Origin of the sequence: Arcicella rigui (genome assembly GCF_034929435.1) — a bacterium.
GTDB classification, from domain to species: domain Bacteria; phylum Bacteroidota; class Bacteroidia; order Cytophagales; family Spirosomataceae; genus Arcicella; species Arcicella rigui.
This window is the reverse complement of record NZ_JAYFUM010000025.1, coordinates 1-14,854: the sequence shown is the minus strand read 5'-3', so window position 1 is coordinate 14,854 and position 14,854 is coordinate 1. Positions and strand designations below refer to the sequence as shown.

The following is a 14,854-nucleotide window of genomic DNA, read 5'->3' as shown; positions in this document are numbered from 1 at the left end:
GAGCTGTGAGAGATGAGCTTTGAGCTTTTTATAGATAATAGTTAAAAGTATGAGTGTAGCGACAAACCCTTGCGGTTGCCGTTGGCAGTGTATTCACTGCCAACTTATTCTAAAAATTCAATTTTAAACCCAAAAATTATGAAAAAGCACATACTCATTTTATCAATCCTAATATTCTCATTTTCAACAACAAATGCCCAAACCCTCAAGCGTTTTACTTCTTTTGATGCCCAAAATATTGCTTACGAAGATACAGGCAGGGGCAAGGCTGTACTCTTGCTACACGGTTTTATCAATACAGGAGCGAATTGGCGAAAAACGGCTTTGTATAAAGATTTAATCGAAAAAGGTTTTAGAGTAATCGTACCCGATATGCGTGGAAATGGAGCTTCCGACAAGCCACATGAAGATAAATTTTACCAAAACGAAGCCGAAGTAAAAGACTTGATGGGCTTGATTTCCTCCCTAAAAATCAAAGATTATACTTTGGTAGGTTATTCCAGAGGAGCGATTGTTGCCGCCAAATTATTGACTAAAGATAAGAGAATCACTAAAGCTATTTTGGGCGGCGTTGGTCAGCATTTTACCAATCCAGATTGGGATAGAAGAAAAATGTTTGCCGATGCTTTTAGCGGAAAAGCTCATTTACATCCAGAAACGGCAGGAGCTGTGACTTATGCCAAGTCTATCGGAGCTGATACCATCGCTTTGGGTTTCCTGCAAAAGTACCAGCCCGTTACTTTACCGACTGAATTAATGAAAATCAAAAAGCCTGTTTTAATCATCTGTGGCGATGAAGACCTCGACAATGGCGACCCAAAAGTATTACAAACCTACTTCAAAAATGCCCAATTGAAATTAGTCAAGGGCAATCATAATGGCACTTATCGCACGCAGGCTTTTGCGGATGAGATTGTGAAATTTATTGAATAAAAAAATTGGGGAATACTCATCTCTAAGTAATCGTGCAATATTAAATTAGACTTTAAAACTGTAATAACCTAAAATTCAGCATTTTAAACTCACAACTCAACACTCGCAATTCAGCACTCATCTTGAAGTACTCCCCAATTTTCTATAAACTTTTTACCTTCAATTTACGCCATTTTACCTTAATACCACCACCACTATGAATTTGCAAAGCAATGATTCCTGCACGTCCGCCGATTTTTTCATCGTTAAGCGTAATCATTTCTTGCCCGTTTACCCAAGTAGTTACTTGATTGCCTACCACTTTTATTTTCATGGTATTCCATTCGCCCATTTTTAGAGCCTTGTCTTTGTCGTCTGTAGGTTTTATTAACCAACCTCTTCCGTAAGATTCATAAATCCCACCCGTCCAGTGGCCCGGAGGAGCTACTTCTGCTTGCCAACCTGTGATTTTTGTTCCTTCGATACTTGAATGAAAAAATACGCCACTGTTGCCATCGGCTTCTTGTTTAAACTGAAGGGTTAATTCAAAATCTTGAAAACTTTGCTCTGTTCCTAAGTAACCATATTCTTTATCGGGTCCACTTTCGCAAATCAATTCACCGTTTTCTACATACCATTTTTCAGTACCGTAAATATTCCAGCCAGTTAAATCTTTTTGGTTGAAAAGCGAAATCCATTTTCCTTTTTTGGGCGTTTGAGCTTGTATGCCAATACTCAAGAATAAGAGTAAGACCAACAGCGACGAAGTCAATTTTTTAATCATAGTCATGCTATTTTAAACGGTTTTTATTAGCACAAAGCTATGTTTTTAAATCTGTACCATTTATAGTGATTTGACCTGTACGGAAATATGTTACCGACTATGAGTCAATACTTTAAGATATTTTTTTTGAAAAAGTAAAAATGGATTCAAATCACGGATTTATCTCAAAAACAGGATAAAAGTATTCACTGAACTGCTTAGATTTGAAATGTGTTTTCAATCGTATCATCATCATTTAAAAATCATGACATTTCAAAAACAATCCATAAAAGTACTGGTGGTTGGTTGTGGTAATATGGGAGCTTCTCATGCTATTGCTTACCAAAATACCGAAGGCTTTGAAATCTGCGGAATCGTTTCTACGGGCAAAAGTAAAGAAATCCTCAACGAACGTCTGGGTGGTGACTATCCTCTTTTTAGCGATTATGCCGAAGCTTTGGCAAGTACTCAACCCGATGCCGTTTGTATTTCTACTTATCCTGATACGCACGAAGCTTTTGCCGTAATGGCTTTAGAAGCCAATTGTCATGTTTTTATCGAAAAACCTTTGGCTGATACTGTGGCTGGTGCAAAAAGAGTAGCTGATTTGGCAGCCGAAAAAGGTAAAAAAGTAGTGGTGGGTTATATTCTGAGACATCATCCTTCTTGGGAAAAATTTGTAGAAATTGCCCAAGAAATGGGAAAACCTCTGGTGATGCGTATGAATTTGAACCAACAAAGTCATGGCGTGATGTGGAATGTTCACCGTAATTTGATGAAAAGTTTAAGCCCGATTGTGGACTGTGGCGTGCATTATATCGACGTGATGTGCCAAATGACACGCTCGAAACCGATACAAGTAAATGCGATTGGAGCAAGATTGACAGAGGATATTCCCGCAGGAAACTATAATTATGGTCAATTACAAATTCGTTTTGAAGATGGCTCAGTGGGTTGGTACGAAGCGGGTTGGGGGCCAATGATGAGCGAAACAGCATTTTTTATCAAAGACGTAATCGGGCCAAAAGGTTGTGTTTCAATCGTGGCGAAAGAAGCTGGAGGAACTGGAAAATCTGACAACGTAGATTCGCATACCAAAACAGAATCTTTAAGAGTACATTATTCAGACATTAATTCAGAAAATGCTTTTACAAAAGCCGATGAATGGATAAACCTCACCGACGAGCCAGACCACCAAGAACTTTGTAACCGTGAACAAAGATTTTTCTTAAAGGCAGTTCAAGAGGATTTAGACTTAACCGACCATCTGGAAGATGCCGTAAACAGTTTAAGAATCGCCTTTGCTTGTGATGAATCTGTAAAAACTGGTTTGCCAGTAATGCTATAAAATAACAGAGCTTCGGTTAGTGTTAACCGAAGCTCTACTTTATTTCTTCTTATTTTTCGTTGTTCCTTTCTCTATTGTTGTCGCTTTTACGACTGTATTTTTTACCGTTTCGGCTTTTTCTACAATGCCAAGCAGTAGTCTATTCGCCAAATCCCATTGCTGTATCATCCAAATGCCACTCAGCACTATCACTAAAGTAGCCGTGCCAACGCCAAAACCTTCAAAATTATTTGACCGCAATTTATGTGGGTCTCCCAACCAATGATAAATCGAGAAAATAATCATCGGATGGTACAAGTAAATGCCTAACGATTGTTTATTGATAAGTAAAATCAATGGATGCTGAAATAATGCTAAAGGAGCAAAATACAATAATAAAAACAAGACAAGCGAAAGATTAAAAAACATATAAGGCACAGAAATAGTATAATCGCTGGCATTACTATATACCAAAATTACACTGGCAACAAAAGCCACCGTAGCCACAATAACGAGCAACAAAGCTGGTAGTTTTATCTGAATAAGTCCATTCCGTAAAGCAAAACCTAAAAAGAAAAATACTTGGTATGAGTAAAATCTTTTCTCTCCCAAAATATACAAAGGCTGCTGTTCTACGGCAAGATAAGTACTTCGGTAAATATCGTACCAGACAATCGTAAACGCACCCGTAAGAATCAAAATAATAATAGCTGGTATCCTTAGCTTGATTACCGTAAAACAAATCAATACACCAATGACATAAGCAGGCACATACCACAAATGATAGAAAGGATATATAATATCTGTAAGCGTAAAGTCTGCTAAATGTCTGAGTCTAAAACTGAAGGGAAAGTAACACACCGTAGCTATCAACCACGGAATAATTAGTCGATGAAATAATCGTTGTAAATAGTGAAATATACCAAATTTAAAAGCAGACCTTTTCAATAGATACCCACTTACCGCCAAAAAGACAGGCATGTGAAAGAAGTAATTAAAGTACAACAACATTCCATTAGGAAGAGAATGTGTATAAATTACCAACATTATTAATATACCTTTCACAGCATTTAGCCCAGGAAACACTTTAGCGGTATAAGCTTCCTCAACTATTTTTAAGCGACTGAGATATTTAATCATTATAAAAGAGGGGGTTCCAAGTACACCATATTTTAAGGTGACTGTACATTAAATAAAAATGTCATACTTTTTAAGAGGTTAGTTAGGGGGGATTATTCTAAAAATATTCAAACAAAAATGCTTTTTTTTTCTGACTTTACAATATTAAGTGCAAAAAAATCAAAGCATAAGGTCAATTGCATTCAAAATTTCTGTATCTACTTGTTGATTAAACTTTCTGGCAAACAGTTTATCTGAATTACGAATTTCAGGTAAATCTTTGATTGTAAATGTTTTAGGGCTTGGTTTGCCTTCCGACCAATCAATATACATCAGGTTATCGCTGATGATGTCTTTTTTATACTTGGAATTGTATAAAATTGTTTGAAAAACAATTTCATCACTTCCCCAAGTAAATTTAAAAAAGTTGACAACATTTTGATTGGCATCAAGATACTCAACGATATATTTGACGTGTTCTAAGGTAATCGTAAACCATTGAGAGCGTCCTACAGGAATCAAATCATTGGGAATTTTTCGCTGCGGAGCTACTGCATTCAGTAGGGCTTCAAAAGTATTTACTCCTACAAATCTATAATCTGTGAAGTGATATTTGGTTAGTCTTGGAATAGCTTCTTTCCATTCACGCTCAACCGAAAGGGTTTCCATGAATGCTTTTCCGGGATTTTGGCTATAAAACTGATGTATTTTTTCAGCACTTCGTAGCGGATAATCTTGTCCACTTAATAGGTTTACATAGTCGTATTTTTTTCCCGATTGAAGTATTTCTCTAAAACTACTAATGGTTGCTTCAACCATAGAGTAAGCTCCCCAAACGATACTTATTCTATTTTTTATAAAAAAAACGTGGTCTGTGTTTTTATCAACTAAAAACGGCTTTATGTCTATTTTTGAATCAACATGAACATAAATATCCGCTTCTGGATGAGCCAAGCGTTCTATCAATCTTTTAAATTGTGTAGGATTAGTGTGGACTAAAATTAAATGAGCAATTTTCATTTATGGTTTTGGGGATGATATATTAAAACCTAATTTTTCTTTAAGGAAAACCTGTATTTCTCTGACTCCCACTGTGAAGAAGCCCATAAACGTAAAATCTAAATATTTTCTTAACCAATAATATCCGAATATAGCACCCGATAAGAAAGTAAACAACGAGCCTAAAGCCACCCCATTGATATTATGGAAAAAGTAAATACCGATGAAATCAAAGGTTACGTTGGTTACCAGCATTACTAATACTTTATAGAAGTTGAATTTCGGCTGGTGAATAATATCTAAGGTTACGCCAAGGAATCTATCTAAGGGATAAAACATGGCAAATGACATAAAAATACGATATACTGAAACCGCATGCGAACCAGAGTACTGGCTTCCTCCCAAAATAACAATCGCAAAATCTGCCAAAATAATGGCTACAAATGAAACTGGAACAAGTGCTAAAGTAAGCGTACCAGCATATTTCTGCATGATACTTACTACTTCTTGTTTATTCCCACGGTTGAAAGCAGCCGACATTGAAGGCATTGCCGTTGATAAAAAGCTCCTGAGCGGTATTTCGATAACTTCCATCAAACGCATAGGCATCGAGTACATCGTTACGGCAGCAGGGCCGGCAGCCCCCAACACAAACATAATCACGAAAGTATCTGAACTTCTAAGCAAATTTGTACTGATTGAAGTTCCTACACTGTATTTACCAAAATGAAACAATTCTAAAATCCATGCTTTTGTCCGTTTTGTAAAGGTTTTTACACGAGCCCAGCCCTGATAAATACAAAACAAACTTACGGTTGCTGAACTTACGGCATTAATTAAGAGTACTAAATTGAGGTCTAAAGTTGTAAAGAAAATCGCAACAAGTACCATCAAAATAAATGCTCCTTGGCTCACAACACGAATTAGCAAAAGACTATCAAAGCGTTGGTCAGACTGTAAAATCCAAGCTGAAACAGCAGAAGGTAAAGTAAACAAAAAGGTGATTCCAAACCATTTTATTACTGTTTCCATTCCGAAATTATCAATGAATGGTATGGCAAAAGCCGCTAAAATATTTAGACCAATCAAGATTCCTGTAATGAGCAAACTCAAAAACCATACCGAACCTAAAATAGCATCAGCTTTTTCGCCTTCAGTACCAGAATAAAACTTAATCATGGCGGTTTGCAAAAAACCTACCCTAAAAGTATCAATTAATGAAAAAGATGTTTGAAAAAAGAACCAATAACCAATATCTACTGAAGTCATATTTCGAAGTAAAATACCGATTGTCACCATTGCCAGCACAGACATTGACGCATTCCCTACGAGCGACAAAAAGTGTTTATTTTTTAGCTGCGAAATTATACCTTGTATATTCATATCATCAGATTTGTATGCTTTTGAAAATCCATGAAGGTTTTCAAAATGTGGTTCTTATATTTTTTCACTATTCAATAATTGGTCTTGAACAGCGTAAATTTGTTTTACACAGGCTTCCCAAGTGTGTCCTTTTGCACAGTCGATGGCTGCCTTGCGGGCTTCTTGGCTCTGTGGTAATAATGCCTTTTTAATCGCTTGTTTGTAGCCTTCTGTACCTATGGCAAGTTCAACATGAGGCAAAAACATTTTCATTGCTGGCGTATCGGTGGCTACTGTTGGTTTTCCCATAGCCAAATACTCGTCAATCTTTCTTGGATAATTCCCAATCGTAAGCGGATTCACCAACTGAGGATTCATACATACATCCAAGTACTGCATATAAGCAGGCAATTGATTAGGTTTTTTAGACCCTAAAAAATGTACGTTTTTAATATGATGTAAACGACTCTGTTCAAAAACTATTTCTTCCGGCCCAATTAAAACCATTTGCCAGTCTGGATTAGTTTCTGCTACTTCTTCAAGCAATTTAATATCTAATCTTTCAGCCGTAAGAAAACCCACATAACCAATCCGAGGGTGTGGAATTTTTGCTAAATCTTCTGGTTCAGTATAAGTAAAATCTGCTTGATAAATATCTGTTTCGCAGCCCTGTCCAATGTCTAAACTAATGGCATTATGATTTCGAGCATAGTCAGCCAAGTAAGCAGAATTAGCAAAAACGGCATCTGCAAGCTCAATTGTTTCGGGTTCTACCCTTGTGCCATGAAATTTAAAATAAGGGTGTTCGATAAGGTTGTCTCTGATATAGTAAAAGCTAAGAAGCGGAGCAAAATATTTTTTAGTGAATAAACCCGTAAACATTTGGCTGTCGTTCAACACAACGGTTTTTTGGGCTTGCCAGCCTAATTCTTTGATGGCTTTTTTTAAGCTATCAAAAAAACCTTTACCGTTTCTTTCGTTGAAAGTGTCATAAAGACTAATATTTTTTAGCCAACTGATAGAATAGCTAATCGTTGAAGGCGTATGAACCCACAAATTATCAGCCACCTTTACCGTGTTTTCGCCAAAGCCCAAAGCTAAAGCCAAACGCTTTTTACCATGACTTGTTTTGGTTTGCGTCAATATTGATTTTAGGTCAATCGCAGGATTGACGTACAACACGGGTTTTGTTTTACTAAATTCTACTGCCAAATTGCGTGCATTACTTCCTAAATTCAATGCCCATTCTTGTTGTGCAATGACAATATATGCTTCAATCTTTTCTGACATATTTACGTTTTTTAGATTTCAGACCCTTTGTAAATCCCAAAATAAAACAAAAAATAACAGGTCCAGCTATAATTTCCCAAGGCATAATTCAGAAAGGTTTAATGTTCTGTGTCGCCATGTGGCGTATGGATAAATTGTTTTCTGGCTTTCCCAATTTTTAGCATTGCTTTTAACATCGAGATAATTGCTCCCGGAATTTGTAAGAATGCCATCAATAATTGCTTATTGTACCATCTTGAAGGAATACTTATCAATAAAGAAAAAGCTAAAGCTGCAAATAGTAAAAGGCTATAATTCAGGTATTCACTTGATAAAACAAACATCAATGCAAGCCATAATACCATTGCTGCTACCAGCATTACTCTTGGAAACAAATACGTTTGGAATACTTTATTAAAAAAGGCAATGTTTCCTTTTAATAACTGAATCCAACCTTCAACAAAGTACTTTTCCAAAAACTCAACTTGCATTGCCAGCCATCTACTCCTTTGTTGGCTGAAAACATCGGTTTTCGCTACTTTTTCATCTAAAACAAACTGACCATCTAAGAATGCTACGTCTCTTTTTTCTCTCACAATTCTAAACTCCAATTCTTTATCTTCGCCAGAAGTGTCACCAATGTCTTTTAAATAACCTGTAAACAGATTCCAGTCAAAAGCCATGCCGCTTCCAATCAAGGCAGAAGGTAAACCCACGGCAACGTGTCCTCTTCTGAAAATATTATTATTAATTTCTTCGGTACAAGCATCCAACAAAGCAAAAGGTGTTTGTAAATTCTTGGCAGTTCTGTGTCCTTGAATTACTTGATAACCCTTTTCATAAGCATTATTTACGGCGTGTAAAAACCCTTTTGACATGTGATTATCGGCATCTAAGATGACTACAATGTCAACAGGAACAGCCGCTGTGGCTTCGATGGCTTTTTGCAAGGCTTTGCCTTTTGTACTTTTCTCGAAACTTACTTCAACAATTTTAATGGGTAAAGTTTTTAAGGTATTAAGCGTAGCTTCGCTAAACGAATCGGCAATAATTACAACTTCAAATAATTCTTTTGGATAATCTTGTGTAATAGCATCTTTGGCAGTAGCAATAATCACGGCATCTTCTTTATAGCCCGGAATAAAAATGCGGATTTTTCTTAATTTTTGTGCCACAGGGAAATTTGTCTTTCTGCCAAGCCTTCCTGCCAAGGCAAAAAACAACAAGTAAAATACTTGTATAGATAAATAAACAAGTATTATTGATTGAAGCACTACACTTATTTGATGTATCATAACCTATTTGTTTAATAAAGTACTACTTATTGCTAAGCAGAATAGTCATATTCATTCAAGCGTTTCGGGTTTTTAGGAACAACTGGTTCTGTCTTTGGTGCTGGGATATCCCAGCGTGGACTTAGCCAAATCAATACCCAACTCATATAAACAATTGCCGATGTGGGCATGGTGTTCAATACTTCGTTACCATAACTACATAGCAAAATACCCGTTGACCCACCACAGAGAGCGATGAGTTGATTTTTCAGTATGGGGTCTCGGGTAAGCCAAATAATCCCTGCGGATTTTCCCGTGATGTACAGCATTATGCCAAACCACATAATAAACCCAATAATCCCGTACATTCCCCAGATTTTCACATACAAACTATCGGGCGGAATTTGTGAAATATATTTATCAGCATTGAATTTTGTTCCCCACTGTCCCATCGTACCTACGCCTGTTCCAAAAGGTTTGGTACTTAGGTAATTTCGAAGTAATTCTTGGTTCATCAAACGTACTTGCAAAGAAGCATCTTTGGGGTCTAATGAACTCCTCAGTCGGACTATTTCGGCATTTCCATTTCCAATGGTTGTATATTTAAGTATTCCGATAAAGCCAAAACCCACAATTGCCCCCACAATCAAGATTTCTGTTTGCTTAATTAATATCAGGAACATCAAGCCCCCGCCCACTACGGCAAACAAAGCCCCACGTGTACCAGAAATTAACATTCCGTAGAAAATTAATAAGCCTGCAATACCATACCAAGCCTTCTTCAATAAACTATATGGGCCAGTGGCTAAAATGATACAAACAATTGCCAAATGTCCTTGTGATGCCCCAAACTGTGCGGCATCAAAGTAATATGAGAAAATCCTTAGTTTACCAAAGAGAATATGTGTCTTTTTCCCTCCTTCCTCTAACCATTGATGTTCCGCCGCATCAACTCCTAAATAGAGTTGTTTCATCCCATAAAGAGCCCCAATTAGTGAAAGAATAATGATAATATTTAGGAATAGATTGATGTCCGTTCGCTTATTGAGTAATTGAAAACTCAATACTACCGTCAAGACCCAATAAAGTGTAGAAGAACGCATTTCATAGACCCACCCTAAAATACTGGGTCTTTCTGGATTCCCAATTTGCAAGAATGTAAGAATCATCCAAGCAATAGACATCCATACCAAATCATTGTTTAAGTGTCTTTTTCTAAATCGGTTGGTCTGGTAAAATATTACCGCAAATAAAGTAGTAAACAGCAGTGCCTCGATACCCAAACCTACTTGCAACCCCGACACGTGTTTCCCAATATAGGGCATTACAAAGCAATAAATCAAAAAACCGATGATTCCAATTCGTGGTCTGAAAAAAATCATCACAAAATATCCAACTGCAAAAGGTAATATTAAAAAGATAAAACCTGTTGCAATACCTTTTTCGGCGATAGATTTACCAATGAAAATAGTTACTATAATCGCTGGAATCAACCAAATATCTTGTAATTTACTTCTATGGTTAGAGTAAAATGATTTCTTTTCCATGCTTGTACTTCAACGAGTTTTTGCTTTGGCTACCCAGCTTATTTGTAGGTATATACCCAGCTTTTCTTATCGAATTTCCTATTGATTTCTTGCGACTCTTTGATGGCCTTTAGCTCCGTATCAAAAACAGAATAAGCAACTTTTACAGAAGTACCTGCTTTTTTTACAGGTATAATTAAGGCATTTTGAAAACCTTCCTTCTTGAGTTCCTCTATATAAATTTTAGCATTATCTTCTGTACTGAATGTGCCTGCCACTACAAAAAAACGACCATTTACCGCCTGTGTTCCATTATAAACATTCTTCTTTGCAGTATCCATCGAAGTACTATCTTGAGGCATTTCGTTCAATATTGGCTTTTGAATGTTTGGTTCTGGCGGTATATTATCTGCTTTTTTACTTGAGAAATACATATAAAGTGCAAGCACCGTTAGGAATACTCCTGTAATAATGCCCGACAAAACAACTGCATTAGGCTTTGTTTTTTTAGGAGGACTCACAAAGTGTTCGGTCATCCTATTTTTTTTTTGAGCGGCCTCTCTATTGATAGCACCTCTATTACCAAATTCAAATTTAACAACTCTCTTAATGAATGCTCTGATAACGTTTCGTTTCTTAGGTACTTCTCCGATATACTCTTCTGCAAAGTTTATATCTACTCCATTCAAAATAAAATAAGGCTTGTTGCCAGTAGTTTTGATAAAGACATCTATCATATCTTTATCAATTTTCGTCCAGATTCTATTGGCACGACAAAGCAAAATAGTACTGTTCAAACGAGGGAAAGACTCTGGCTTTATTACCATGTTTTCCAAAGGCGGAAACTCAATAATAGAAAAATCAGAATTTAAACTTTCTCTCAAATCATAACTATTATTCCAAGTGTGAGTTTCTACGCTGTAATCCAAATCTGAAAGTTCTTTTGCCATCAAATAAGCAATGGTCGATTTTCCTTCACTTTTCTGTGTACTTATTAGCCCAATGGTTACGGGCTTCACACTCAGGTCTGTGACAGCCAAAAACTGCTGCATCAACCTCAAGTTGGCTTTTTCTAAGAAAGTGGAATTTTCGTTGAGTAAAGGATAAACCCCCAACAATGGTAAATCTACAATGCCCTTTGCTCTTTGAGGAGCCATCAACGTTTTATTGATTAAGGCTTGTGTCAAAACAAAAGCTAACACCAATACAAAACCAACAAGAAAACCAACGGCTATCAAAACAGGGCGTTTTGAAGCATTAGCTTTTAAAGGTAAATACGGAGGGTCAACGACTTTAAGTTTGGCTGTAAGTTCTGTATTTTGTTGATTGAGTTTTGCCGTATTGAGGTTACGAAGAAGTTCAAGATACTCTTGTTCTGAAATTGCGATGAATCTTTCAATTTTTTTCAACATCGCACCCAAAGGAGCAAACTTGCGGTATTCTTGCTGGAATTCTTCTTTTCTTCTATCCATCACCGCCAAGCGAGCCTTACTTTGCTCAAAAGCGAGTGTTGTTTTTAGCCATTCGTCTAATACTGTTTTGGTAGGTATTCCGTTCGGAGTATTCGATTCAATGTACAGATTATCCAAAGATGTTTTTAATTTCTTTTCTAATCTATTGGCTATAATCCTTAAACTATCTGTTTGAGCTTTGTTTTCAGCTTTTTTGTTAAGTACCTCATTCATAGCAATTTTGCCATAAATGTCTGATAACTTTTCTCTTTCTTTCAGTACATCGCTCCCGTACAAAGCTTGGTAGGCTTGTCCTTTTATATTTTCATTTACTTTTGCCAAAGATGAGCTTGAAGCCATTTTATCCATCTGTAAATTATGCTCCATGGCATACAAATCTTCTTTCTCACCAGCTACGGCTTTAGTTTGCTCGTAATAGTTGATGATGTCATTGTCTTTGTTGAATGCTAAGAAGAGACGTTCGGCAGAATCAAGTCTGGCAAATGCTTTTTTTGTTTCTGTTTCAAAATATTCAACCGCACTTTGTGTTTGTACTTGCTTTAATTCCCGGTGCTTCTGCATAAAGGTTTCTTCCAGCAACTCAATGGTTCTTTTACAAATAAAAGGGTCATTGGCTTCATAAGAAATTTTTATCAAGTCACTATTACTAATACGAGAAGGTTTGGCTTTACTATTAAGGACATCCACCGAATAATAGTGATTGTCGGAGTTGATGAGTTTATAAATCACATTATCTTCACTCTTAGACATATAGTCAACAACAGCCTTACGGGTTTCTTCGAGTGTAGGTTTTACAACATCCTTTCTAACAGATTCGGGAATTAATTTTTGAAGTTCATCATAAGCACCCCAAGTAATCAGGTTGGGGTCATGTTTTTTCATGAATAGGTGTTCAGAAAGTAAGCTGATAGCTACTTCCTCTTTCGTTTCTCTGGATTCAATCACAGAAATTAAGTTATCAAAGGCGTTACTTGTACCGAAATAATCGGCTTTTATCGCACCACTCAAACTATATCCTGACGCAATACCAGTATATACAATCGATTCTGAAGAATAGACCTTTTTTTCTTTTCGAGTGAAGTAAAAAATAGTTACGGCCAATACCAAAGGGATTATAACTAACCACTTTAAGTTTTTGATAATTAACCTTATGAAATATAAAAAGCTCATTTAAATTGCTGTAATAAAGTAGTAAGATTCACGCCTGCATAAGTTTCAAGTTGCATATATACTGTTTGAAATTTATTCAAAGCGGTTTCGTATGCTGCTTTAGCTCCATTATAATTTGTAAGTACGCCTGATACTTGCTCTATCGTGATTTGTCCTTGCAAAAACTGCTTTTCGGCAATCATGTGATTGGACTGTGAAGCCTGTAAACTATTGGCACTTAATGTTAAAAGTTTTTTGGCTAATTTGAATTCTTGGTACTGTCTGATTACCTCTTGTTTAATCACAAGATTAAGGTTTTCTTGTTGGGCTTGTGCAATATTGATTTGTGCTTGCCCTGCTTTGATGATGTGCTTTCTGTTAATAACGTTTACCAATGAAAGCTGCAAACCTGCCCCTAAGCTATAAAAACCAGATTGAGCTGTGGTAAAAGTATTAGTATTATTCAAACCGCCATTGGGGTTATTTACTGCCGAATAATTTGTTCCGTAGCTATATGATGATAGAATTGACGCTCCACTATAAATAGCATTTTTATTTACTTTAAGATTGGCAACGGCAACATCAACGGCATTTGCACCCATTTTTACTTGAGGAGAATTCTTAATGGCTGCGTCAATCAGTAATGGTAAAAGTTGGTCAGTTTCTAATACTTTAGTCAATACGGCATCTGCATCTAAGGCTTGTGCTTTTGCGTTAATTCGACCAAAACCCAATAAAATGCAAAAAGACAAACAATAAAAAATTTGTTTAGAAGGATAAACCATAAAGCGTTTTGTTAAAATCTTTAATGTTTTTGAGTTCAGTTTAGTAATTTCTTACAGTATAATTATTGTGTTAGAAAAACAAATATACTCGTAATTTACCATTTAGCAATTTTAAGTAATTGTGCTTGTTTACGTATTTTTTTTACTTTCCCAAAACTCAATAGCCTTCTGCTTCCATTTTACTTATTTCCTCAATTAATATATTTTTTACCCGATTAACTTCAACATCTAATGCTGCTGCTCCTTTTAATAAATCAGGAATCGAAGGCTTTGTTTTTACAAATGCTTCGTACTCTCGTACTTGCTCTGTTACTTCTGGAAAACCTATCATACTAAAACTGGGTTTTAGCGTGTGAATAGGTTTGGCAATTTCATCGTACTTCTGAGCCTTTAGCTTGGTTTGAACTTCATCCCAATATGGTAAATTACTTTCCAAAAAAGTCTCAAACATAATTTTTATAAAAGACACATCATCTCCACAATATTCGTTTACACGTGAGATATCTATTTGAGAATTGAAGCTGTACATATTCAGTGATTGTCTTAAAATATGAGATTAAATATTTCCATCTGAAAAGAAATATGCTAAAAAAAGGTGATACTTGAAGAATTACGCTTCATTCATCTCTTCCTTTTTTATCAAATTAACATTTCTAAGTTTTAAAAGTAGCGAAAACTCTACAAATTTAAAACTTATCCAACAATCTTTTAGCGATTTCTTAGACTCGACTGCCTAAACCAAGCTTATCAGAGTTTTAGTTTATCGCTTAAAAAAATCAACATGAGTCATCCCGAATTTTGGGCAAAGCTTATCCATAGGATATTGTAAATGGCTATTCTTAATCTGTAAATCGGTATCGAAGTACTTCGGTACCGATTTCCTGTTCTATGACACCA

12 protein-coding genes are annotated in these 14,854 nt (G+C 36.1%); 2 read left to right on the top strand and 10 right to left on the bottom strand.

Annotation, left to right across the window (positions count from 1 at the left end; all coding sequences use genetic code 11):
• Positions 1 to 138 precede the first annotated feature (138 nt).
• A complete protein-coding gene (locus VB248_RS18855; protein WP_323298377.1) occupies positions 139 to 933 on the top strand; it encodes an alpha/beta fold hydrolase in 795 nt (264 codons plus the stop codon).
• A 142-nt stretch (positions 934 to 1,075) separates the two neighbouring features.
• On the opposite strand, the gene VB248_RS18850 is transcribed toward VB248_RS18855, so the two are convergent.
• Positions 1,076 to 1,696 carry a 3-keto-disaccharide hydrolase gene (locus tag VB248_RS18850; RefSeq protein ID WP_323298376.1) on the bottom strand — a complete coding sequence of 207 codons (621 nt, stop codon included), beginning with the start codon at positions 1,694 to 1,696 and terminating at the stop codon, positions 1,076 to 1,078.
• Between the two features lie 244 nt (positions 1,697 to 1,940).
• Between VB248_RS18850 and VB248_RS18845 the strand changes: the two genes are divergently transcribed.
• Complete coding sequence (locus VB248_RS18845) at positions 1,941 to 3,023, top strand: Gfo/Idh/MocA family protein (RefSeq protein WP_323298375.1); 1,083 nt, start codon at positions 1,941 to 1,943, stop codon at positions 3,021 to 3,023.
• 39 nt (positions 3,024 to 3,062) lie between these two features.
• Here VB248_RS18845 and VB248_RS18840 read toward each other — a convergent pair whose 3' ends face one another.
• The 9 genes from VB248_RS18840 to VB248_RS18800 form a co-directional block, all read right to left on the bottom strand.
• Entirely contained in the window at positions 3,063 to 4,142 is a 1,080-nt protein-coding gene (locus tag VB248_RS18840; protein WP_323298374.1) for an acyltransferase, read from the bottom strand.
• Positions 4,143 to 4,301: 159 nt separating this feature from the next.
• Positions 4,302 to 5,141, bottom strand: a complete 840-nt coding sequence (locus VB248_RS18835; RefSeq protein WP_323298373.1) for a beta-1,6-N-acetylglucosaminyltransferase — start codon at positions 5,139 to 5,141, stop codon at positions 4,302 to 4,304.
• A complete protein-coding gene (locus VB248_RS18830; RefSeq protein ID WP_323298372.1) occupies positions 5,142 to 6,503 on the bottom strand; it encodes an oligosaccharide flippase family protein in 1,362 nt (453 codons plus the stop codon).
• Between the two features lie 54 nt (positions 6,504 to 6,557).
• A complete protein-coding gene (locus VB248_RS18825; RefSeq protein WP_323298371.1) occupies positions 6,558 to 7,772 on the bottom strand; it encodes a glycosyltransferase in 1,215 nt (404 codons plus the stop codon).
• A 98-nt stretch (positions 7,773 to 7,870) separates the two neighbouring features.
• Entirely contained in the window at positions 7,871 to 9,046 is a 1,176-nt protein-coding gene (locus tag VB248_RS18820) for a glycosyltransferase (RefSeq protein ID WP_323298370.1), read from the bottom strand.
• 32 nt (positions 9,047 to 9,078) lie between these two features.
• Entirely contained in the window at positions 9,079 to 10,572 is a 1,494-nt protein-coding gene (locus VB248_RS18815) for an O-antigen ligase family protein (protein WP_323298369.1), read from the bottom strand.
• A 38-nt stretch (positions 10,573 to 10,610) separates the two neighbouring features.
• A complete protein-coding gene (locus VB248_RS18810; RefSeq protein ID WP_323298368.1) occupies positions 10,611 to 13,124 on the bottom strand; it encodes an SPOR domain-containing protein in 2,514 nt (837 codons plus the stop codon).
• A 65-nt stretch (positions 13,125 to 13,189) separates the two neighbouring features.
• Positions 13,190 to 13,924: a TolC family protein gene (locus VB248_RS18805; RefSeq protein WP_323298367.1), complete on the bottom strand. Its 735-nt coding sequence runs from the start codon at positions 13,922 to 13,924 to the stop codon at positions 13,190 to 13,192.
• Positions 13,925 to 14,114: 190 nt separating this feature from the next.
• Positions 14,115 to 14,408 carry an Hpt domain-containing protein gene (locus tag VB248_RS18800; RefSeq protein WP_323298366.1) on the bottom strand — a complete coding sequence of 98 codons (294 nt, stop codon included), beginning with the start codon at positions 14,406 to 14,408 and terminating at the stop codon, positions 14,115 to 14,117.
• Positions 14,409 to 14,854: the final 446 nt, after the last annotated feature.